This is a genomic window from Pseudomonas sp. FYR_5 (assembly GCF_043106315.1).
Lineage (GTDB): Bacteria > Pseudomonadota > Gammaproteobacteria > Pseudomonadales > Pseudomonadaceae > Aquipseudomonas > Aquipseudomonas putida_Y.
The window spans coordinates 90,640-112,752 of the sequence record NZ_JBICMK010000059.1; the positions used below are offsets into that span (position 1 = coordinate 90,640).

Genomic DNA, 22,113 nt, shown 5'->3' on the forward strand with positions numbered 1-22,113 from the left:
CTCTTGAGGGCGAAACCTATCACCCTCAAGAGGTCTGCAGGATCTTAGGCCAGTTCACCTTGTGCTGCGAATGGCCAGTGCAGCTTAAGCCACTGCTGCCAGCTTGGCGCTGGTTTGCCGACGACGGTAGGCACTGTCACGGCTCGCCAGCCACCAGTACAGCGGCGAGGTGATCGCCAACCCTACCAGCCACGACAGGTCAGCCCCGTTGATGTGCTCGGAAATCGGCCCGACGTACAGCGGGGTGTTCATGAACGGTATCTGCACCACGATACCCACAGCGTAGGCGATCAGTGCCTGCGGGTTGTAGCGCCCATAGATCCCACCATCGACCTGGAAGATCGACTGGATGTCGTAGTCGCCTTTGTGAATGGCGTAGAAGTCGATCAGGTTGATCGCCGTCCACGGCACCAGCACTACCAGCAGTACCAGCACCATGTCAACGAAGTGACCGATGAAGTCTGCCGAAGCGAACACTGCCACCACGCAGCAGGCCGACAGCACGATCAGCGACAACACCGCCCGGCTTTTGGCGGTGGGGATCCAGCGGTAGGCGAAGGTTTGCACCAGGGTGATGATCGACAGCACCGCGCCATACAGGTTGAGGGCGTTATGGCTGATCACGCTGAGCAGGAACAGCACCAGCATGATCGGGCCGAGCGTGCCGGTGGCCAGCTTGACCGCGTCCATGGTGTCCATGCCGGCCGGGATCGCCAGCACGGCCACGGCGCCGAAGATGAATGACAGACTTGAGCCCAGGGCCGAACCCAGGTAGGTGGTCCAGAAGGTCGAACTGACTTTGACATCTGCCGGCAGGTAGCGCGAGTAGTCCGACACATAGGGCGCAAAGGCGATTTGCCACAACGCCGCCAGCGACACGGTGGCCAGCCAGCCGGCCAGGTTGAAGCTGCCACGGGTGAGGAAATCGTCGCTCTGCACATGGGTGAAGATGTAGCCGAAGCCGACCACGATACCGATGCCCAGTACCCAGGTGCCAATGCGATTGAGCACGTGGATGAAGCGGTAGCCGATGATGCCGATGATGCCTGAGCCCAGCGCACCGATGACGATGCCCACCGGTACCGGAACGGCGTCGACCACGCCATGCAGTGACTTGCCGGCAAGGACGATGTTGGAAGCGAAGAAGCCGATGTACATGACGCCGGCGATCACCACCACCAGCAGCGCGCCGAGGGTGCCGAACTGAGCGCGGCTCTGGATCATCTGTGGAATGCCCATTTGCGGGCCCTGGGCCGAGTGCAGGGCCATCAGCACCCCGCCGACCAGGTGGCCGACAAGGATGGCGACGATGCCCCATACCAGGTTCAGGTGGAACAGCTGCACACCCAGCGCGCCGGTGACGATGGGCAACGGCGCGATGTTGCCGCCGAACCAGAGTGTGAACAGATCCCTTACCTTTCCATGGCGGTCTTGCGGGGGCACGTAGCCGATCGTGTGTTTTTCTATCAGGGGTGCCGAATTGGCTGCACTGGTCATGACTGACTCCAAGGCAAGGTAGGGCATTGGGAACTGCCCGGGGGCGTGCCGGCGGTGGGCGACGCGTTCTTGTTGGAGCGATGATGAGGGGCGCGGGGATAACGAGAAATTAGTAAATATGTGCCCATAAGCGTTAAAAAAACTAAGGCTGACAAAAGCTTAAGCGGGTGACGGTAGCAAGGAGAGTGCCAGCTGGCTGAAGGCCTTGGGGTAGAGGGGCGGCGGGGGTGGCAACCGGATCACGGTGGGCTGGGCTGGTGCGATGTGCGCGTTTTCAGGGCAGATGAAAGGTTGCCTAGGCCGGCCCCTTCGCGGGTAAACCCGCTCCTACAGCAGGCGCGGGTTTACCCGCGAAGAGGCCGGCACAAGAGGAAACAGCTACATGGGGAGCAACCGATCCTGAAGCACTTCCTTCATCACCAAGGTCGAGCTCAAGCGTTTCACATTGGGAATACTGGTCAGGTGCTCGTCATACAGCTTCTGAAACGCCGGCAGGTCCTTGGCCACCACATGCAGCAGGTAATCCGGGTCGCCGAACAGCCGCTGCGCTTCGACAATCTGCGGGATCTGCGCCAGTGCCGTTTCAAAGTCCGCCACCGGCTGGCGGGTTACCTCGCGTAGCGTCACGAATACCAGCGCGGCAAAGTTCAGCCCAAGGGCGCTAGGTGCCAGCCGTGCGTGATAGCCCAGAATGGCTCCGGACTCTTCCAGTGTCTTCAAACGCCGATGGCAGGGTGACAGGCTGAGCCCTACGCGGTCGGCCAGTTCGGTTACCGACAGGCGCCCGTCTTTTTGCAGCTCGGCAAGGATTTTTCGATCAGTTCTATCCATTGGGAAGAATCTTCCAATTCATGAATGCTAAGGGGAAATATACGAAAGAAAATCCCCAGGCGAAATCCGTAATCTTTCGACATCCCAATGCAGTAGATAAGGAAGATTCAAGTGGCTATCAGTGTGCTGACGGCGTTCTGGGCTGTGTCGATGCTGTTCGTGATGACCCCGGGTGCAGACTGGGCCTATGCCATCTCTGCAGGTATGCGCGGTCGCTGGGTGATGCCAGCGGTGGCGGGGATGTTGTCGGGGCACTTCCTGGCCACGCTGGTGGTGGCGGCCGGGGTCGGCAGCCTACTGGCTGGTCACCCGTTGGCGCTGACCTTGCTGACCCTGGCGGGGTGCACCTATTTGCTGTGGCTGGGCGGCAACCTGTTGCTCAGCCCGGCATTGCCGGCGGCCGGGCAGGGTGGCGTGGGGGAGTCGGGCTCGCGCTGGGCGTTGAAGGGTTTTTGCGTCAGCGGCCTGAACCCCAAGGTATTCCTGCTGTTCCTGGCCCTGCTGCCGCAGTTCACCGACCCGCAGTCGAGCTGGCCCGTACCGTTGCAGATCTTGTTGCTGGGGCTGGTCCACCTGTGCAGTTCGCTGGTGATCTACACGCTGGTCGGCTATGGCGCCAAAGCTGTGCTCAGCACCCGGCCGGGAGCGGCAAAGCTGGTCGGGCGGGTGTCGGGGATGGCGATGATTACCGTGGCTCTGGGCTTGATAGCCGGGCAAATAAGCTGACTACGCGAGGCTGGTTTGGTTTGTCTTGGCCGTGTGGTTTTGAGCTTCGCGGCGCCGTTGATCGCCCATCGCGATGCAAGGTATCAGTGGCCGAGTACTTTCCCGAGCATCTGGCACACCTGTTCTGCCGAGTAGGGTTTGGCCAGGAAGGTGAACCCTTGGTGCCCGCCTTCGGCAATCGCATCGCTAAAGCCCGAAGTAAGGATCACCGGCAACTGCGGGCGCTGGCGGCGAAGTTCGCGGGCCAGTGCCAAGCCACCCATGCCGGGCATGACCACATCGGAAAACACCGCATCAAAATCACCTGCCGGGCCAGTCAACTGCGCCAACGCTTCTTCTGCCGAACGCGCATAGCTGACCCGGTAGCCGTGGTCCTCGAGGAACTGAGCCGTGAAGCTGCCCAGGTCGGGGTTGTCTTCTACCACCAGTATTCGTTGCCGCTCGCCCTGTACCTGCGCCTGGCTGCCGGCCGAGGCGTCTTCGGGCAAGGTCGCAGGTGAGTCCTCCTGCGGCAGGTACAGGGTAAAGGTGGTGCCCTGACCGGGGATGCTGTTCACCTGTACATCGCCCCCGGATTGCTTGGCGAAACCGAACACCTGCGACAACCCGAGCCCGGTACCTTCACCCGGGGCCTTGGTAGTGAAGAAAGGGTCGAAGATGCGCTCCATCAACTCGCTGGCAATACCGACCCCGTTGTCGCTCACCGATATCGCCGCGAATGGGCCTGGCAGTGGAGGCTGACCGCGCAAGGCCGGCAGGCACTGGTCGGCCTGCAGACGCAGCTGCAAGGCACCTTCACCCGCCATGGCATCGCGGCCGTTGAGCATCAGGTTGATCACCGCGGTTTCCAACTGGCTGAGGTCGGCGCGGATGTGGCAGGGCGCTTGCGGTAACTGCAGCTCGACCCGGATGCGCGCGCCAGTGACGGTGTCGAGCATGTCGGCCATGGCTTCCAGCCGTGGCCCGGCTTCGAACACCTGCGGGCTGAGGGCTTGGCGGCGGGCGAAGGCCAGCAGCTGGCCGGTCAGTTTGGCACCACGATCGACCGTATCGGATATGGTCTTGAGGTAGCGCTCGCGGCGCTCCTCGGCCAGGTTGGGGCGCTGCAGAAAGTGCAGCGACGAGCGGATGATGGTCAGCAGGTTATTGAAGTCGTGGGCTACACCACCGGTCAGCTGGCCAATGGCTTCCAGCTTCTGGGCCTGGCGCAGCACGGCCTCGGTGTGCAGCAACTGAGTGGTGCGTTCTTCGACACGATGTTCCAAGGTGGTGTTGAGCGCTTCAAGGGCCGCCATCGCTTCGCGCACTTCGGCATGGGCCTGGGCCCGTTGTATGTGCGCCCAGCATCGTTCGGTCACTTCGCTGATCAGTGTTTGCTCGTAGTCGGTCCATGCCCGGGGTACGCGGTCATGAATCGCCATCAGCGCGGTCAGTCTGCCACCCTTGATCAGTGGCATGCAGATGGTGGCCGTAATGCCGATGGCCTGAAAAGTCGCCGCCTCGTCAGTGGCGAGTTCGCGCAGGTTGTCATTGATCACCAAGGCCAGGCCGCTGCGCAGGCGGCTGACCGCCAGGCTGCCGAAGTCATGCAGGTGATAATGGCCCACCAGACGCGGTGAGCCGGGTGCCACCGCATCGCCGCAGATGGTGAAACCGTTCTCGTCGGGGTCCATCACCGCATAGGCGCAGCTGGACAGGCCAAGGTGTTCGACCAGCATGCGGGTGGTGATGGCCATGATCTGATCCGGGTCGGCCGCCTCGGTCACGGCTCGCCCGAGGGTATCGAGAAAGTGCAGGCGCTGGTTGGTGACCACGCTGGCGGTGGTTTCGGTGACCGTGTCGAGCATGCCCAGTATCTCGCCATCATGGCTGCGAATCGGGCTGTAGCAGAAGGTGAAATAGGCCCGCTCCAGGCCGCCGTTGCGGTCGATCGTCAGCGGGAAGTCCTCGATGTACACCGCTTCACCGGCCAACGCACGTTCTGCCATATGGCGGATCTCGTCCCAGGCTTCGTGCCACACGTCGCGAAAGGGGATGCCCAAGGCCAGGGGCTTGCGACCCAGAATCGGGGTGAAGGCATCGTTGTACAGGGTGATCAAGTCCGGGCCCCAGAGCACGGCTTGCGGAAAGCGCGAGGCAAGGCACAGAGCCATCGTGGTTTTCAGCGCGTCGGGCCACTGTTCCAGCGGGCCCAGCGGGGTGGTGGCCCAGTCGTGGTTGCGGATGCGTTCGGCCATTAGCCCGCCGCCGTCTAGCCATCTAGCCATGTGCTTTGCCGGTCCTCTTTCTCAAGGCCCTTAGGGTGCACCGAGAATAGACCGTTGGCGAGGGTTTTGTGAGTGGCCGTGCCACTGCACAAGCCTCTGCAACTGCGCGATCCGAGTGAGTGCAGGTTCACCCGCGAAGCGGCCGGACAGGCTAGCGCATGAAGTGCACCTTGCCGGTGTCATCATTGCCCATGTAAATGCCATACACCCCGGCCTGCCGCTCGAGGATGTAGCGCTCGAGAATTTGCCGGATGGCCGGATAGTAGATCTCATCCCAGGGGATTTCATCCGGTTCGAAGAACTTGTACGCCAGCGTCTCCGGCCCGTACTGCCCGGTCTCTTCGGTAACGATGGCACGGAAGATGATGTACACCTCGCTGATCTTTGGCACGCTGAAGATCGAATACGGCGAGACGATGTCCGCACGTACGCCGCTTTCTTCCCATACCTCGCGCAGCGCTGCCTGTTCGGTGGTTTCGCCAGCCTCCATGAACCCTGCAGGCAAGGTCCAGGTGCCGGGGCGAGGGGGGATGGCGCGCTGGCACAGCAGGTACTTTCCATCGCGCTCGATGATGCAGCCGGCGATGATCTTGGGGTTGATGTAATGGATATAGCCGCAGCCGGTGCAATGCAGGCGTTCGTGGGTATCGCCTGTGGGAACGCCCCGGGCCAGTTCCTTGGTGCAGTGCGGGCAGTAGCGCGGGGCATTGGGCATGATCAGCGACCTATGCGGGGTTCCTTCAGGGCCAAGGGTTCGACAATGTCGCGCACCTTGGCGTTGTCATCCTGCTTCTGGCGCAGGTAGTCCAGGGCCACCTTGGCGGCGGCGCGGACGTGGTCGACCGAGGCCTGGTGGGCCACCAGCGGGTCGCCGCCCTTGATGGCCTCGACGATCTTTTCCATTTCGCGGTTGCTGGCGCCGCGGCGGTTTTCCTGCGATACCGAGGTGGCGCGCAGGTAGCTGATGCGGGCTTGCAACTGGCGCAACTGCTGGGCCGCCACCTGGTTGCCCGAGCCTTCCAGCAGCACATCGTAGAAACCTTGTACCGAATCCAGCACCTGTTGCAGCTCGCCTTCTTCCAGTGCCTCGCGGTTCACTTCCAGCGCGCGCTCCAGCGCACGGATGTCCTTGGTCTTGGCGTTGAGGGTGAACAGTTGCACGATCAGGCCTTCGAGCACACAGCGCAGCTCATAGATGTCACGCGCGTCTTCCAGGGTGATGATGGCCACGCGCGGGCCTTTGGCGTCAGCGAACTCGACCAGGCCTTCGGATTCCAGGTGACGCAGCGCTTCACGTACTGAAGTGCGGCTGACGCCGAGGCGGTCGCACAGGTCGCGCTCTACCAGGCGGTCGCCGGGCAGCAGGTGAAAGTTCATGATTGCGGTGCGCAGCTTGTCGAGCACGATTTCGCGCAGAGTAACGGGGTTGCGGTTGACCTTGAAGCTGTCGTCGAGTGGCTGGCGTTTCATCAGGTGCGCTCTTTATGAGGCTGTTGCGCCAACATCGCGGAATGCCCCGAACCGAGGCTTTCCATGCAGTGGTTCGAACAGCCCGTTGTTAACGGGTTGGCTCCGCATCGGCTTCGGCAAACGCTTCACGGGCCAGGCGGAAACTGTCCACCGCCGCGGGTACGCCGCAATAAATGCCGACCTGGAGCAGGATTTCGCGAATCTGTTCACGGCTCAGGCCATTGCGCAGGGCACCGCGAATGTGCAACTTGAGCTCGTGGGGCCTGTTGAGCGCGGAAATCATGGCCAAGTTTATCATGCTGCGCTCTTTCAGCGACAAGCCTTCGCGGCCCCAGACGTGACCCCAGCAATACTCGGTGACCAGCTCTTGCAACGGTTTGGTGAACTCATCTGCGTTCTGGATCGAGCGGTTGACGTAGTCCTCGCCCAGCACCTGGGTGCGGATTTTCAGACCCTTTTCGTACTTTTCATTGCTCATGTGCAGTACTCCGGCAAAAACAGGGGCCGCAACCGAGGGTGAGACGATTAGCGCGACCCCTGAAAACAGGGGCATCGGTGTTGGCTTCTTCGCGGGCTTGCCTGCTCTCACAGGTTCCGGAATCTGTGGGAGCGGGCAAGCCCGCGAAGAGGCCAACACCGACTTCAAGGTATATCAGCCGAGGGGCGGCAGGGCGCCCAGCTTGCCTTTGTGGTAGACCATCGGGGTCACCGGCTCGGCCGGCAACACCAGGTTCTTCACCGCGCCGACAATGATCGCGTGGTCACCGCCGTCGTACTCGCGCCACAACTCGCATTCGATGATCGCCGTGGCCTTGGCCAGCAGGGGGTTGCCCAGCTCGCTCAGGTGCCACTCGATGTCCTTGGCCTTGTCCTTGCCCTTGCCTGCGAAGGCATAAGCTTCGGCGGTCTGGTCGGCGGACAGCAGGTGGATGGCGAACTGCTTGCTATCGCGCAGAATCGGGTAGGTGTCGGAGGCATAGTTGGGGCAGAACAGTACCAGCGCCGGGTCGATCGACAGCGCGCTGAACGCACTGGCGGTGATGCCAACGATGCCGCCATCGGCGTCCAGGGTGGTGACTACCGTGACGCCGGACGGGAAGGAGCCCATCACGTCTTTGTAGATGCCGGGTTCGATCATCTTGTGTTCCTCCTAGCGCATCACGAACGGGTCGGGCATCGGCGCGGTGGACAAGTTGATCCACACGGTCTTCAGCTCGGTATAGGCCAGCACCGAATCGATGCCGCTCTCACGGCCGTAGCCGCTGTTCTTGAAACCACCTATCGGTGCCATGGCCGACACGGCGCGGTAGGTGTTGACCCAGATGATCCCCGAACGCACGTCACGGGCCAGGCGATGGGCACGGCCCAGATCGCGCGTCCAGATGCCTGCAGCCAGGCCGAACTGCGAGTCGTTGGCTATGGCCAGGGCTTCTTCTTCGGTTTTGAAGCGGATCACCGCGGCGACCGGGCCGAACACTTCTTCCTGCATGATGGTCATCGCGTTGCTGTCACACTCGAACAGGGTGGGCTCGTAGAACCAGCCGTCACCTTCAACGTCGGCACGCTTTCCACCCATATGCAGTTTCGCGCCTTCGGCCTTGGCTGCTGCCACCAGGCCTTCGACGACTGCCAGCTGCTGTGCGGTGGCCATCGGGCCCATTTCGCTGGCGTCGTCCTGCGGGTTGCCGATGCGGATGCGCTTGGCGCGGGCAATCAGGCGCTCGACGAATACGTCGAAAATTTCATCCTGCACCAGCAGGCGCGAACCGGCCACGCAGCTTTGCCCGGAAGCGGCATAGATGCCGGCCACGGCGCCATTGATGGCGCTGTCCAGGTCGGCGTCGGCGAAGATGATGTTCGGCGACTTGCCACCCAGTTCCAGCGACAGCTTGGCGAAGTTTTCGGCACTGCTGCGCACCACGTGGCGGGCGGTGGCGGCACCGCCGGTGAAGGCGATCTTGCGCACCAGCGGGTGGCGGGTCAGCGCCGCGCCGGTGCTGGGGCCGTAGCCGGTGACCACGTTGACCACCCCGGCCGGGAAGCCGGCCTCGAGGGCCAGACGGGCCAGCTCGAGGATGGTCGCCGAGGCGTGCTCGGACGGTTTGAGTACGATGGTGTTGCCGGCAGCCAGGGCAGGGGCCAGCTTGATCGCGGTGAGGTACAGCGGGCTGTTCCAAGGGATGATCCCGGCAACCACGCCGATTGGCTCGTGCACGGTGTAGGCGAACAGGTCGGGTTTGTCCAGCGGCAGGGTGCCGCCTTCGAGCTTGTCGGCCAGGCCCGCAGTGTAGTGGAAGAATTCCGGCAGATAGCCGACCTGGCCGCGCGTTTCGCGGATCAGCTTGCCGTTGTCACGGCTTTCCAGTTGGGCCAGGTGCTCTTTGTTCTCGGCAATCAGGTCACCCAGACGACGCAGCAGCTTGCCGCGCGCGGTGGCGCTGATGCTGCGCCACGCCTTGCTGTCGAAGGCACGCTGGGCGGCCTGAACGGCCAGCTCCACATCGGCTTCATCGGCGTCGGGCAGTTGCGCCCAGGCCTGGGCGGTGGCCGGGTTGAGGCTGTCGAAGGTCTTGCCGCTCTGGGCATCGCGCCATTGGCCGTCGATGCACATCTGGAAACGAACGAGGGTCATGCAACAATCCCCTTGGCGGATTCGGTGAGGGTGCGGGCTTGGGTGAGGAAGTCCAGCAGCATCTTGTTGACTTCACGCGGTGCTTCCACCGGCATCATATGCCGTTGCTCGGCGAGGACCACGCTCTGTGCGCCAGGAATACAGGCGGCGAGCTGGCGGGTCATGGCCGGGGTGGAGCCCGAGTCGAGTTCGCCAGTGGCGATCAGCGTCGGCACCTGGATACTGCCCAGGTCGTCGGCGCGGTACATGTCCTGAGTGGCGAACAGCGAATAAGTGGTGTGGTAGCCTTGCGGGTCGTTGCTCGCCAGCACCTGGCGAATGGCGGCGACCTGCGCCGGGTTGGCAGCCTTGTATTCACGGCTGAACCAGCGGTCCAGGGCAGCATCGACGTTGGCGTCGGGGCCCAGCTCCGCCGCCTGGGCGGCACGCGCGATCACCCCGGCACTCTGCTCGGGGGTACGGTTGAACACACTGTTGAGCACGACCAGTGCAGCCAGGCGCTGCGGGTAATTGAGGGCGAATGCACGGGCAACCAGGCCACCCATGGAGAAGCCGATCACGGTGGCTTGTGCGACTTGCAGGTGGTCAAGCAGTTCGGCGAGCTGGTCGGCATAGCCTTCCAGCGGTGTGTCGGCAGCCGGTACGCGGCTTTGACCGTGGCCGAGCATGTCGTAGGCGATGACGCGGTAGTCGTTGGCCAGGCCAACGAACTGACCGCCCCACATTTCCTTGTTCAGGCCCACGCCGTGGATCAGTACCACGGGTTGGCCCTGGCCGACATCCAGATAACTGGTGCCGGCAGGTGTGCGTTCAGCGACAGGCTGAATCATGGAGGGCGCTCCTTGAAGGTCGGGCGCGGCGGGTAAGCACGCCACGCCCCGGCCCGTCTTGGTTATTGTTATTGAGCGTTGGCTTTTTCGGCAGCCAGTTCTTCCAGGTCGATGTAACGGTTGCCGATGCGCGGGTGCAGGCGGCCGCCGTCGGCTGCGCCCAGGACCACGACGATTTCATCGGCACGCGGTGCGTCTTCGATCTGCATTTCCAGGGTGATGTAGTGCGAACGCAGGCCTTCGTCGTCCTTCTGCATCATCGGGATCTGAATCGAAGTGCCTGGGCCGCCGCGCTTGTTGGTGAAGCTCAGGTAGCTCTTGGCCTGCACTGCCTCGCGGTAGTGGTTGCCGAAGCGCAGGGTGTGGATCACGGCCGAGGCGTGCTCGATTTCGCCATCGGCGCCGACTACGGCGGCCTTGCCGTAGGCTTCGATCTTGTCGGCACCGCCGATGGCAGCAGTCAGGCGCTCGACCATCAGGGCGCCCAGCTCCGAGCAGTTGGCGCGAATTTCCGGCTTCAGATCTTCAACGAAACCGCGACCGGCCCATGGATTCTTGATTACGACGGCCAGGCCGACCATGGTCACCGGCTTGTCGGTGGCCTTGCCGCCTTCGATGCGGGTCTCTTCGGAGTAGGTGACGATCTTGCGGATTTCGAAACTCATGGTTGGCTCCTGGTGAGGGTTATCAGCTCTTGTTGTCTGATGGTATACCATAATATTTGTTGTGCAAGAGGTGTCAGGAAATTTCTCTTGTCGGGGGACGAAAGGTGGCCTGATGCCTTGATTTCTCTGTTGTCTGTACTGGTCTCTTCGCGGGCTTGCCCGCTCCCACAGGGACTGCACAGGTTTCAAAAAAAAGCCCGCTCACGCAGGCCGAAGGGGCCCACGGGAGCGGGCGCGTCCCGCAATGTTTCAGGCAATGGGAATTCAGGCGAACGCCGGCACCACTTCCTTGATGAACAGCTCCAGTGACTTTTTCTTCTCGGCGTGGGGCAGGCTGTTGTCGCACCAGAAGCTGAACTCGTCGACGCCCAGTTCCTGGTAGTACTTGATGCGTGCGATGACTTCTTCCGGGGTGCCGATCATGGTGTTCTTGCGGATGTTCTCCAGCTGGAACGCCGGCACTTCGGCAAATTTCGACTCCGGGCTTGGCTCGAGGAAGCCGTTTACCGGGGTGGTCTTGTTGCCGAACCAGGCATCGAACGTGCGGTAGAAGCGCGATATGGCCTGGGCGCCGACCTTCCAGCCCTCCGGTTCGGACGGGCTGTGCACGTGAGTGTGGCGCAGCACCATCAGTTGTGGGCGCGGCACGTCCGGATTATTGTCCAGGGCGGCCTGGAACTTGTTCTTCAGGTCCAGCACTTCTTCGTCCCCCTTCATCAGCGGGGTGACCATGACGTTGCAGCCGTTGGCCACGGCAAAGTTGTGCGAGTCCGGATCGCGTGCGGCGATCCACATGGGCGGCGTGGCGTTGAACGGCTTCGGCACGCTGGTAGAGGTAGGGAACTTGTAGACTTCGCCATCGTGGGCGTAGTCGCCTTCCCACAGCTTGCGCACGACGGGCACCATCTCGCGCAGCGCCTTGCCTCCATCGGTGGCGGGCATGCCATTGGCCATGCGGTCGAATTCGAACTGATAGGCGCCGCGGGCCAGGCCCACTTCCATACGACCGTTGCTGATCACGTCGAGCAGCGCGCATTCGCCCGCAACGCGGATCGGGTTCCAGAATGGCGCGATGATGGTGCCGGCGCCCAGGCGGATCCTCTCGGTGCGTGCGGCCAGGTAGGCCAGCAGTGGCATCGGGCTTGGCGAAATGGTGTATTCCATGGCGTGGTGTTCGCCGATCCACACGGTGCTGAAACCGCCGTTCTCGGCCATCAGGGTCAGTTCGGTCAGGTCTTCGAACAGCTGGCGGTGGCTGACCTGTTCATCCCAACGTTCCATGTGCACGAACAACGAAAATTTCATGGGTTTTTCCTCAACGCTTGTTGTTACCCGTCAGTAAAGCGGGCTTCAGTGTGGGAGCGGGCTCGCCCGCGAAACAGAACACGCGGTGGGTGGCACCGGCTTCGCCGGTGTTCGCGGGCAAGCCCGCTCCCACTGGGGTCTGCGTCGAATTGCAGGCTTCAGGCAAAGGCCGGCAGGCTGGCCATTTTGCCGCGGCAGTACACCATGGGCCGTGGTGCTTCTGCCGGGACGATCAGGTTGTGCACCTTGCCGACCATGATGGCGTGGTCGCCACCTTCGTATTCACGCCACAGTTCACATTCGATCACCGCGGTTGCGCCGGCCAGGATCGGATTGCCCAGTTCACTCAGGCTCCACTCGATACCGCAGGCCTTGTCCTTGCCCTTCTTGGCGAACGCGTAGGCTTCTGCCTGCTGTTCACCCGAGAGCAGATGAATGGCAAAGCGCTTCTGTTTGATCAGTATCGGGTAGGAGTCGGAGGTGTAGTTGGGGCAGAACAGCACCAGTGGCGGGTCCATCGACAGGGAGGAGAAGGCGCTGGCGGTCAGGCCGACGACCGAGCCGTCGTCGTCCTGGGTGGTGATGACGGTAACGCCGGACGGGAAGGAGCCCAGAACGTTCTTGTAGACAGTTGCGTCGATCATCGGGAATACCTCTGAAGGGCTGCGGTGGTCCGCGGTTTTTATCGTTGATGTGTCTGATGGTATACCGTAATACCTATTTTGCAAGCGGAATTTTCAACCTGGCTTTTCCACGATGAACGGCTCAAGGCCACGTATACCGTGGCCTTGAGCGATCAGGTGGTTTGCCGCCAGGGTTGCGCAAGCGGATCAGCGGGCTTTTTTTACTGCGGATCAGTGTTGTCAAAAGTTTGGAATACCATAATATGGTCCGCAGCTGAGAGGCCGCCTAGATGCGGTTTCCTTACAAAGATAAAAACGACCTTTCGAGCTGAAAACCATGTCCCAACCGTCGTCGCAACACCAGTTTGTCGAGAATCACACGGTCGATTACGTTCCACCTGCCGAGCGCCATGGGAAGGCGCGCGACCTGTTCACCCTCTGGTTCAGTACCAACATTGCACCACTGCCCATCGTCACCGGTGCCATGGTGGTCCAGGTGTTCCACCTGAACCTGTTGTGGGGGTTGATAGCCATCGTCCTGGGCCATCTGGTCGGGGGCGTGGTCATCGCCCTGGCCTCTGCGCAGGGGCCGCAGCTGGGCATTCCACAAATGGTTCAAAGCCGTGGCCAGTTCGGCCGTTACGGCGCCTTGCTGATCGTGTTCTTCACCGCGCTGATCTATGTCGGCTTCTTTATTTCCAACATTGTCCTGGCAGGCAAGACCATCCACGGCATCGCCCCGAGCGTGCCGATGCCCGGCGCGATCGTGATAGGCGCCCTGAGCGCTACTGCCATCGGCGTGATCGGCTATCGTTTCATCCATATTCTCAACCGCATCGGCACCTGGGTGATGGGTTCGGCTTTGCTGGCCGGTTTCATCATGATGTTCATTCAGGACCTGCCGGCAGACTTCTTCAGCCGCGGCGCATTCAACCTGTCGGGCTTCATCGCCACCGTGTCGCTGGGCACCATCTGGCAGATCAGCTTCTCGCCGTACACGTCAGACTATTCGCGCTATCTGCCGCGTGAAGTGGGCATTGCCAAACCGTTCTGGGCGACCTACCTGGGCGCCACCCTGGGTACCATCCTGTGCTTCAGCTTTGGTGCAGTGGCCGTGTTGTGCGTACCGCAAGGCACCGACGCAATGGACGCGGTGAAGCAGGCTACCGGCTGGCTGGGCCCGATCCTGATGGTGCTGTTCCTGCTCAACATCATCAGCCACAACGCCCTCAACCTGTATGGTGCGGTGCTGTCGATCGTGACCGCAATCCAGACTTTCGTGGCCGAGTGGACGCCGAGCGTCAAGGTGCGGGTGATCCTGGCCTCGGTCATTCTGGTGGGCTGCGGGATGGTTGCACTGAATGCTTCGGCGGACTTCATCGGCCAGTTCATCGGCCTGATCCTGGCGCTGCTGCTGGTCCTGGTGCCGTGGGCTTCGATCAACCTGATCGATTTCTACCTGATCAAGAAGGGCCAGTACGACATCGCCTCGATCTTCAGTGCAGACGGCGGCATCTATGGCCGTTTCAACCACCACGCGATCATTGCCTATGCCTGCGGCATCCTGGTGCAGCTGCCGTTTGCCAATACTTCGCTGTATGTGGGGCCGTACTCGAACATTGTCGAAGGGGCCGACCTGTCGTGGCTGTTCGGCTTGCTGGTGACCGTGCCGCTGTACTACTGCCTGGCGACGCGCGGCAAGGCGGTTAACAGTGCGCGGGTTATCAGCGTCAACGACTGACAACTGCAACGGGGGCTGCAAAGCAGCCCCGACTATGGCCGCTTGGTCGATTTCCGCGCTTTGCTGGGTCAGGTATTCCCGCGCCCGTCATGCTGCCTGCGATACGCCCCCGGCTGCACCCCCACTGCCTTGGCAAACGCCCGGGTGAATGCGGCCACCGATTGATACCCCACCTGCGCGCCTACCTGCTCAACGGTATGCCCCGCCTGCAGCAACTGGCTGGCATGGCGCATGCGCAGCGCCAGCAGCACTTGTCCCGGCGATCGCCCGGCCAGTTCGCTGAAGCGCTTGAAAAATGCCGAGCGTGACAATCCGGTGCAAGCAGCCATGTTCTCCATGGTCCAGGTTTGCCCCGGCTGCTCGATCAATTGCTCAAGCAATCCGGCAAATGCTGGCTGCCGGGCGAGGGCGACCAGCCCGCCCAGCGATTGCCCTGCGTGCACCTGCTGGCGCAGCACGTACAGGAACAACAAGTGCGTCAGCCGTTCCAGTAGCATCTGTGATGGCCCGGCATCTCGCCGGCATTCTTCCAGGATCAGCCCGAACAGCGCCCGCGCTGCGCTGCCGCTGGGATCTTCAGCGCGTAACAAGATCCAGTCAGCGAGACCCTCGACAATCAGCGAGCAGAGGCCCGACTGAAAATGGAAGAAGCCGCAGACCAAGCCAACGCCGTCGGCGGCCTGGCTATCCAGCGCCTGCATGGCCTGGCGCGGCTGGGCACAGGCGTCGACCGGGTCCTGATCGCTGGACAAGCGATAGGCAAGGTCGCGCAACAGGAATACGGCATCTCCCTTCTCCAGGCGCACCGGTTGCGGCTGGCCGTCAATGTGCAGCCAGCAATGGCCTTGCACCACCAGGTGGAAGCTGGCGCGGCCCATGCCCTGGGTACTGGCATGCCAGCCGCCGCAATAGCGGCCTACATGAAACAGGCTGGCATCGAGCTCCAGGCCTTCTAATAACCAATCGACAAGCGGGCTGGACGAAATCATCTAATGCAAAGACTCAGGAGCAAGGAAAGGCGACTGACGAATATGGAGGGTAGTTCTTATAACCAACAGACTGTAGTGACACTCATCAAAGGAGATCACTGCATGTCCTCGCGCATTACTTTACACACGCTGCAGAGCGCCCCGGAAGCGGCACGGCCGTTCCTTGAGAACGCGCAGAAGAATTCCGGCTTCATCCCCAACCTGCTCGGCGTGCTGGCCAACGCCCCGGCGGCGCTGGAAACCTACGTGACCGTTTCGGCACTCAATGGCAAGTCTGAGCTTGGCCTGGCCGAGCGTGAAGTGGTGCAACTGATCGCTGCCACCCAGCATGGCTGCGACTTTTGCGTGGCCGGCCATACGGCCGTCGCGCTGAACAAGGCCAAGCTGCCGCAGGAGGTGGTCGATGCTCTGCGTGCCCGTGGCGAACTCCCGAACGCCCGCTACGAAACCCTGGCCGCCTTTGCCCGCGAAGTGATCGCCACCCGTGGCAATGTCAGCGAAGCCACCTACCAGGCTTTCCGTGAGGCCGGCTTCAGTGAAGGCAACGCCTTGGAGGTGATTCTGGGCGTAAGTCTCGCAACCCTGTGCAACTTTGCTAATGTTTTCGCCCAGACGCCACTCAACGAAGAGCTTGGCAAATACCGCTGGCAGCTTTCTGCGTAGTCCACCTGTGATAATGGCCATTACCAGGCCGTTGTAGGAGCGGCCTTGTGCCGCGAACGGGCCGCAGAGTGGCCCCGGCGTTCCCTAAGGAGCAAGACCATGCAAGATTGTGCATTTCGACACTGGCTGGATGCCAATGCCGAGGCCATCGATCGGGGCCTGTGCGAACCGCAGCAGGTGCTGGCCCAGATCGCAGAATCGCAGTTGCTGCGCACGGGAGTCGACCCAGCGCTGGGCGGTACGGGCGGGCAGGTGACCGACGCGGTCGAGGCCATCGCCGCCATTGCCAGCCGCTCATTGGCTGCGGCGTTCGTCTGCTGGGGTCAGCGTGCCTTCATCGAATACCTGCTGCACAGCCCCAACCAGCCCCTGCGTGAGCGCCTGCTGCCGCGCCTGTTGACCGGTGAACTGGCCGGTGCCACCGGGCTGTCCAACGCCATGAAATTCCTGTCCGGCATCGAAGCGCTGCAGGTGCGTGGCCGCCCGACAGCCGATGGCTGGCACCTGGAAGGGCGACTGCATTGGGTGACCAACTTGCGCAAAAGCGGCTTCGTGGTGGCGGCGGCCATCGAGGATGAAGCCGGCGGCGCGCCGTTTGTGCTGGCCATTCCTTCCGACGCTCCAGGCCTGGAGCGCTCTGATGATCTACAACTGATGGGCCTGCAGTCGAGCAACACGGCAGCACTGGCTTTTCACCAGGTGCCGCTGGCGCGCGACTGGCTGCTGCATGAAAATGCACGCGAATTCCTGCCCCGGGTACGCCCGGCATTCCTGGCGCTGCAATGTGGCATGGCCATTGGCCTGGCGCGACGGGCGCTGGAAGAGGTTCAGGCGCACCTGCATGGCCGAGCCTCGTTCCTCGATGAAGCCCGTCAGGTGCTCAGCGAACGCCTGGAAAACACCGTCAGCGAGCTCAAGCAGGGCTTGCTCGAAGGTCGCTTCCAGCAGCAGCCGGCGGCCTTGTTCAAGCTGCGCATCATCCTGGCTGAAAGTGCTGCCGACGCGGTACAACTGGAATTGCAGGCCAGTGGCGGCAAGGCTTACCTCAGCGAATATGGCGAAGGGTTCGCCCGCCGCTGGCGCGAGTCGGCCTTCGTTCCGATCGTCACGCCCAGCCTGGTGCAGTTGCGCGCCGAACTGCAACGCCAAGCAGGCGTTGCATGAGCGCAGTATTGCTGGAGGCCCGTGACATCCGCCTGGGCTACCCGCGTGAGGATGGGTGGCAGCAGGTACTGGCGCAGTTCGACCTGCAGCTGGCGCCGGGTGAAGTCGTGAGCATTCTTGGCCCTAGCGGTGTGGGCAAGTCAAGCCTGCTGCGGGTGTTGGCAGGGCTGCAGCAGCCTGGCGGCGGCAGCGTGAGCTTGCACGGCCAGACCCTGCAGGGGCCGCACCCGCGTCTGGCGGTGGCCTTTCAGGACCCCAGTCTGCTGCCATGGCTGAGCCTGGAGAAAAATGTCGCCTTCGGCCTGGATTTCGCCCGTCAGCCCAGGCTGGCTGATGCCGAACGACGTGCACGCATCGACCATGCGATTGCCGCTGTGGGCCTGGCCCACGCCCGTGGCCAGTACCCGGCGCAGTTGTCTGGCGGCATGGCCCAGCGCACCGCGCTGGCCCGCTGTCTGGCACGCCAGCCCGAAGTGCTGCTGCTCGACGAACCGTTCGGCGCGCTGGATGAAGTGACTCGCGCCGACATGCAGCAACTGCTGCTGCAACTGATCGCCACCCACAACACGGCGGCGGTGCTGATTACCCACGATATCGACGAAGCCTTGCTGCTGTCTGACCGGGTTCTGCTACTGGGCAACCACCCAGCGCACATCCTCGGCCAGTGGCACATCGACCTGCCGCAACCACGGACGCAGCGGGTCGAAGAACTGGGTGCTTTGCGTATCGAAATCCTGAAAACCCTTCGGCGGGCAAGCCGCACAGTCGAACCTACCCCAACCCCGTTGCCCTCGGAGGCTGTCCATGTGCATGGATGACTGCTGTTCCTCTTCTTCGCGTCGTGATCTTCTCAAGCTCGGCGTCATGCTCACTGCTGCCGGTGCATTGCCGTTGCTGTCGAGCTTGCAGGCGCGTGCCGCTGCCGAGCCGGACGCGCCGGTGCGCATCGGCTACCTGCCGATCACTGACGCCACGCCGCTGCTGGTGGCACATAACAACGGCCTGTTCGAGGCCGAAGGCATCAAGGCTGAGCGCCCGGTGCTGCTGCGCAGCTGGGCGCAGGTGATCGAGGCATTCATCTCCGGCCAGGTCAATGTCATACACCTGCTTTCGCCGATGACGGTATGGGCGCGCTATGGCAGCAAGGTGCCCGCCAAGGTGGTGGCCTGGAACCACGTGGGCGGTTCGGGCCTGACTGTTGCGCCGGATATATCCGAGGTGAAACAGCTCGGTGGTAAGACAGTGGCCATTCCGTTCTGGTACTCGATCCACAATGTGGTACTGCAACAGATGCTCAACGACAACGGCCTGACGCCGGTGTCGAAGCCGGCCAATGCGCAACTGGCCGCCAACGAAGTCAACCTGCTGGTGCTGCCGCCATCCGACATGCCACCCGCCCTGGCCAGCAAGCGCATTGCCGGCTACATCGTTGCCGAGCCGTTCAACGCACTGGCCGAGAACCTCAAGGTAGGCCGCGTGCAGCGCTTTACCGGCGATGTATGGCGCAATCATGCGTGCTGCGTGGTGTTCATGCACGAGCATGACCTGAATAACCGCCCGGAGTGGTCGCAGAAAGTGGTCAACGCCATCGTCAAGGCCCAGCAATGGACCCGTGACCATCGCACCGAAGCCGCCGCATTACTTTCCCGGGCGGGCCCCAACAAGTACACCCCCCACGAGCCAGCGGTGCTGACCAAGGTCCTGGCGCCAGCCGCCGAAGACCGTGCTGGCTACATTGCCAGTGGTGCCATTCGCCATCAGCAGTGGGACGAAAAGCGCATCGACTTCCAGCCATACCCGTTCCCGAGTTACACCGAAGAGCTGGTCAAGCGCCTGAAAAGCACCCTGATCGAAGGCGACAATGCGTTCCTTGCCGGGCTGGATCCGGCGTATGCCGCCCGCGACCTGGTCGACGATCGCTTCGTGCGTAATGCCATCGCGACGGTGGGGGGACCGTCGGTATTCGGCATTGCCGACAACTTCGAGCGTAGCGAGGAGTTTGCGGTCTGATGCGCACGCATGTCGTACATGCCGGCCTTGGGCTGGTCGGGTTGCTGGCCTTGTTGCTGCTATGGTGGGCCGGTGTTGCAGTGTTTGGCCAGGCCGACGGCCTGTCGGCGCGCTTTTCGCCGGCGGCAACCCTGGCCAGCCTGGTCGAGCTGCTGGGGCAGGGCGAGGTCTATGGGCATATCTGGGTCAGCCTCAAGCGCATCCTGATTGGGCTGCTGCTGGCGCTGCTGATGGGGGTACCGTTAGGCTTGCTGGTAGGCAGCTACCGGCACCTGGAGGCGGCGACCACGCCGGCATTCCAGTTTCTGCGCATGATATCGCCATTGTCGTGGATGCCTGTGGTGGTGATGCTGATGGGCGTGGGTGACCAGCCGATCTACTTCCTGCTGGCGTTTGCCGCGTTGTGGCCGATCTTGCTGAACACGGCGGCAGGGGTGCGTCAACTGGACCCGCGCTGGCTGCAACTGAGCCGCAGCTTGAGTGCCACGCGCTGGGAAACCTTGTGCAAGGTGATCGTGCCGGGGGTGATCGGTCACGTGCTGACGGGGGTGCGCCTGGCCATCGGTATTCTGTGGATTGTGCTGGTGCCGTGCGAAATGCTTGGGGTGAGTGCGGGGCTTGGGTATTTCATTCTTGATACCCGCGACCGGCTGGCGTATTCCGAACTGATGGCGATGGTGCTGCTGATTGGCGTGCTGGGGTTTGTGCTGGATGCCCTGGCGCGTGGGCTGCATCGACGCTGGGTGCATGGCTGAAAGGCCAATGGGGCTTCTTCGCGGGCTCGCCCGCTCCCACAGGTACATCACCGGCCTTGGGCCTTACGGTATTCCTGTGGGAGCGGGCAAACCCGCGAACAGGCCCTTGGATCAATGCACGGTTTTGCGCTGGCGCACACAATCCCGGGCTTGAGCGGCCAGTTCATCCAGCCGCTCATCGCGCATCTGCTCCGCTTCGATCATCGCATCCTCACCCTGCTGGTTAAGCAGATAGGTGTGAATCTGCAGCACTTCAGCCGTCTGATAGATGGGCGCAATGTCCAGGCGCCCGATCAGCGCACCACTGGGCTGGCCGGTACTGCTCATCAGCACCTGCGGGCCGTTGGCGGCCACCACTTGCATGCCCATCGCCTCGAACCATGGCACTTGGTTGGCAAAGGCGTTCAGCTCCACGCAGGCATGGCGCGACTGCAGGTCGCCCAGCAGAGCACGGGCGATGCCCTGGCGGCGATGGTTGGCGGAAACGGCCAGAAAGGCCAATGCACAGGCCTGCCCATCGTCCTGGGCTGGCAGTGACAGAGCAAAGCCCAGCAACTGGTCCGGTGCTTCGGCATCCAGCGCCAAGGTAAGCGCCACCGCCAGACCGCGGGTACCGTCCAGCGCTTGCAGGTACTGGTGGACTTCCATGCCGACGCCATACTGGTAGAGCGGGTACAGCGGGTTGTCGACGGCGATGGCGACACTGCTCAATTCGCCGACATTGTGAATGACCAGCTCGCGGATCTGGTTCTGGAAAGATTCGGGCGGCACGCTGTCGAGGCGGCTCAGGATGAACATCTGGGGGGCTCCGGCGGATGAAAATACAACCCGCGCTGTGTTGGCGCGGGTTGTACAGTCTAACCGGTTTTGCCGTATCAGCCGTGTGCCTGTAAGGCACCGAGCATCAGGTCGAGGTTTTGCACGGCAGCACCAGAGGCACCTTTGCCCAGGTTGTCGAACACTGCGGTGAGCAGTACCTGGCCATGCTCGGGGTTGGCGTACAGCGCCAGGCGCAGGTCATTGCTGTCATTCAATGCCTCGGGATCGAGGTTTGCCGCAGCGCCGCACTGATGCAGGGGCATCACCTGGACATGGCGGGCACCCTGGTAATGCTGTTCCAGGCAGGCTTGCAACTGCTCGACGCTGATGTGTCCAGGCAGCAGGCGAAGTTGCAGAGGAATGCTCAGCACGATGCCTTGGCGGTAGGCGCCATAGCCGGGCATGAACATCGGCCGCACCGACAACCCCGCGTGCTGCTGGATTTCCGGTACGTGCTTGTGCGCCAGCTCCAGGCCATACAGCTGTAGCGCAGGGGCTTTGGCGGCGCCGGGCTGTTCGTGCCGCTCGACCGCCGCGCGACCACCGCCGGAGTAGCCTGACACGGCGTGGATGTTCAGCGGGTAGTCCGCAGGCAGCAAGCCGGCCTTGACCAGTGGGTGCAGCAGCGCGATGGCGCCGGTGGGATAGCAGCCGGGGTTGCTGACACGCTTGCATTGCGCGATACGCTCGGCTTGCTGTTCGTCCAGTTCCGGCAGGCCATATACCCAACCTGGTGCGGTGCGGTGCGCCGAACTGGCGTCGATCACCCGCACCTGCGGGTTGTGGATTGCGGCCACGGCCTCGCGGGCGGCGTCGTCGGGCAGGCACAGCAGGGCGATGTCGGCGCTGTTGATCGCTTCGCAGCGGCGTTGCGGGTCCTTGCGCTCTGCCTCGGGGAGGGTCAGCAGGCGAAGGTCGGTACGACCCTTCAGGCGGGCATGGATCTGCAGGCCTGTGGTGCCTTGGTCGCCGTCGATGAAAACAACAGGGGTGTGCATGGTCGGGGTCCGGTTGGAGAAAGATGGCCTATGCTCGCCCGTAGCTTTGGTAATGAAAATTTGAATATGATGATCGATATATTCAGGTTTTCTGAATGACTTTTTGAAATGCGTGGTGACCCTTCGGG

General features: G+C 62.4%; 22 protein-coding genes. 7 read left to right on the forward strand and 15 right to left on the reverse strand.

The window, feature by feature from the left end:
• Window positions 1-84: 84 nt before the first annotated feature.
• Window positions 85-1,497, reverse strand: a complete 1,413-nt coding sequence (locus ACF8RA_RS09470; protein ID WP_014590635.1) for a cytosine permease — start codon at window positions 1,495-1,497, stop codon at window positions 85-87.
• Between the two features lie 378 nt (window positions 1,498-1,875).
• Window positions 1,876-2,328: an Lrp/AsnC family transcriptional regulator gene (locus ACF8RA_RS09475; RefSeq protein ID WP_209966767.1), complete on the reverse strand. Its 453-nt coding sequence runs from the start codon at window positions 2,326-2,328 to the stop codon at window positions 1,876-1,878.
• Between the two features lie 111 nt (window positions 2,329-2,439).
• On the opposite strand from ACF8RA_RS09475, the gene ACF8RA_RS09480 reads away from it, so the two are divergent.
• Window positions 2,440-3,054: a LysE family translocator gene (locus ACF8RA_RS09480; protein WP_392487901.1), complete on the forward strand. Its 615-nt coding sequence runs from the start codon at window positions 2,440-2,442 to the stop codon at window positions 3,052-3,054.
• An 83-nt stretch (window positions 3,055-3,137) separates the two neighbouring features.
• Here the strand turns inward: ACF8RA_RS09480 and ACF8RA_RS09485 are convergent, their stop codons facing one another.
• The 10 genes from ACF8RA_RS09485 to ACF8RA_RS09530 form a co-directional block, all read right to left on the reverse strand.
• Window positions 3,138-5,321, reverse strand: coding sequence for an ATP-binding protein (locus ACF8RA_RS09485; RefSeq protein WP_392487900.1), 2,184 nt, complete (start codon window positions 5,319-5,321; stop codon window positions 3,138-3,140).
• A gap of 151 nt (window positions 5,322-5,472) precedes the next feature.
• Window positions 5,473-6,036, reverse strand: coding sequence for an NUDIX hydrolase (locus ACF8RA_RS09490; protein ID WP_010954491.1), 564 nt, complete (start codon window positions 6,034-6,036; stop codon window positions 5,473-5,475).
• Window positions 6,037-6,038: 2 nt separating this feature from the next.
• Complete coding sequence (locus ACF8RA_RS09495) at window positions 6,039-6,791, reverse strand: GntR family transcriptional regulator (protein WP_392519120.1); 753 nt, start codon at window positions 6,789-6,791, stop codon at window positions 6,039-6,041.
• Between the two features lie 88 nt (window positions 6,792-6,879).
• Window positions 6,880-7,269 (reverse strand): carboxymuconolactone decarboxylase family protein, encoded by a 390-nt coding sequence (locus ACF8RA_RS09500; protein WP_003256073.1) that lies wholly within the window; start codon window positions 7,267-7,269, stop codon window positions 6,880-6,882.
• A gap of 174 nt (window positions 7,270-7,443) precedes the next feature.
• On the reverse strand, window positions 7,444-7,929 hold the full coding sequence (locus tag ACF8RA_RS09505) for a flavin reductase family protein (RefSeq protein WP_028697722.1): 486 nt from the start codon (window positions 7,927-7,929) through the stop codon (window positions 7,444-7,446).
• 12 nt (window positions 7,930-7,941) lie between these two features.
• Window positions 7,942-9,423, reverse strand: coding sequence for an aldehyde dehydrogenase (locus tag ACF8RA_RS09510; RefSeq protein ID WP_176682479.1), 1,482 nt, complete (start codon window positions 9,421-9,423; stop codon window positions 7,942-7,944).
• A complete protein-coding gene (locus tag ACF8RA_RS09515) occupies window positions 9,420-10,253 on the reverse strand; it encodes an alpha/beta fold hydrolase (protein ID WP_176682480.1) in 834 nt (277 codons plus the stop codon). The genes ACF8RA_RS09510 and ACF8RA_RS09515 overlap by 4 nt, the downstream gene beginning before the upstream one ends.
• A gap of 68 nt (window positions 10,254-10,321) precedes the next feature.
• On the reverse strand, window positions 10,322-10,918 hold the full coding sequence (locus ACF8RA_RS09520) for an amino acid synthesis family protein (RefSeq protein ID WP_003256068.1): 597 nt from the start codon (window positions 10,916-10,918) through the stop codon (window positions 10,322-10,324).
• A 264-nt stretch (window positions 10,919-11,182) separates the two neighbouring features.
• Window positions 11,183-12,223 carry an LLM class flavin-dependent oxidoreductase gene (locus ACF8RA_RS09525; protein ID WP_339443362.1) on the reverse strand — a complete coding sequence of 347 codons (1,041 nt, stop codon included), beginning with the start codon at window positions 12,221-12,223 and terminating at the stop codon, window positions 11,183-11,185.
• 158 nt (window positions 12,224-12,381) lie between these two features.
• Window positions 12,382-12,867, reverse strand: a complete 486-nt coding sequence (locus ACF8RA_RS09530) for a flavin reductase family protein (protein WP_176682482.1) — start codon at window positions 12,865-12,867, stop codon at window positions 12,382-12,384.
• Between the two features lie 316 nt (window positions 12,868-13,183).
• On the opposite strand from ACF8RA_RS09530, the gene ACF8RA_RS09535 reads away from it, so the two are divergent.
• Window positions 13,184-14,587 carry a cytosine permease gene (locus ACF8RA_RS09535; protein WP_010954483.1) on the forward strand — a complete coding sequence of 468 codons (1,404 nt, stop codon included), beginning with the start codon at window positions 13,184-13,186 and terminating at the stop codon, window positions 14,585-14,587.
• A 68-nt stretch (window positions 14,588-14,655) separates the two neighbouring features.
• On the opposite strand, the gene ACF8RA_RS09540 is transcribed toward ACF8RA_RS09535, so the two are convergent.
• Window positions 14,656-15,576 carry an AraC family transcriptional regulator gene (locus tag ACF8RA_RS09540; RefSeq protein WP_392487899.1) on the reverse strand — a complete coding sequence of 307 codons (921 nt, stop codon included), beginning with the start codon at window positions 15,574-15,576 and terminating at the stop codon, window positions 14,656-14,658.
• A 102-nt stretch (window positions 15,577-15,678) separates the two neighbouring features.
• Here ACF8RA_RS09540 and ACF8RA_RS09545 point away from each other — a divergent pair, with 102 nt between their 5' ends.
• The 5 genes from ACF8RA_RS09545 (at window position 15,679) to ACF8RA_RS09565 (ending at window position 20,168) form a co-directional block, all read left to right on the forward strand.
• On the forward strand, window positions 15,679-16,239 hold the full coding sequence (locus tag ACF8RA_RS09545) for a carboxymuconolactone decarboxylase family protein (protein ID WP_392519121.1): 561 nt from the start codon (window positions 15,679-15,681) through the stop codon (window positions 16,237-16,239).
• Window positions 16,240-16,338: 99 nt separating this feature from the next.
• Window positions 16,339-17,403, forward strand: a complete 1,065-nt coding sequence (locus ACF8RA_RS09550) for an acyl-CoA dehydrogenase family protein (protein WP_392519122.1) — start codon at window positions 16,339-16,341, stop codon at window positions 17,401-17,403.
• Window positions 17,400-18,221 (forward strand): ABC transporter ATP-binding protein, encoded by an 822-nt coding sequence (locus ACF8RA_RS09555; RefSeq protein WP_176682486.1) that lies wholly within the window; start codon window positions 17,400-17,402, stop codon window positions 18,219-18,221. Before ACF8RA_RS09550 ends, ACF8RA_RS09555 begins: the two co-directional genes overlap by 4 nt.
• On the forward strand, window positions 18,208-19,413 hold the full coding sequence (locus ACF8RA_RS09560) for an ABC transporter substrate-binding protein (protein ID WP_176682487.1): 1,206 nt from the start codon (window positions 18,208-18,210) through the stop codon (window positions 19,411-19,413). Before ACF8RA_RS09555 ends, ACF8RA_RS09560 begins: the two co-directional genes overlap by 14 nt.
• On the forward strand, window positions 19,413-20,168 hold the full coding sequence (locus tag ACF8RA_RS09565; protein ID WP_176682488.1) for an ABC transporter permease: 756 nt from the start codon (window positions 19,413-19,415) through the stop codon (window positions 20,166-20,168). The genes ACF8RA_RS09560 and ACF8RA_RS09565 overlap by 1 nt, the downstream gene beginning before the upstream one ends.
• 111 nt (window positions 20,169-20,279) lie before the next feature.
• On the opposite strand, the gene ACF8RA_RS09570 is transcribed toward ACF8RA_RS09565, so the two are convergent.
• The gene (locus ACF8RA_RS09570) at window positions 20,280-20,966 is read right to left on the reverse strand and encodes a GNAT family N-acetyltransferase (protein ID WP_392519123.1); all 687 of its coding nucleotides are present in this window, start codon (window positions 20,964-20,966) and stop codon (window positions 20,280-20,282) included.
• 77 nt (window positions 20,967-21,043) lie between these two features.
• Window positions 21,044-21,985, reverse strand: a complete 942-nt coding sequence (gene argC / locus ACF8RA_RS09575) for an N-acetyl-gamma-glutamyl-phosphate reductase (RefSeq protein ID WP_392519124.1) — start codon at window positions 21,983-21,985, stop codon at window positions 21,044-21,046.
• Window positions 21,986-22,113 lie beyond the last annotated feature (128 nt).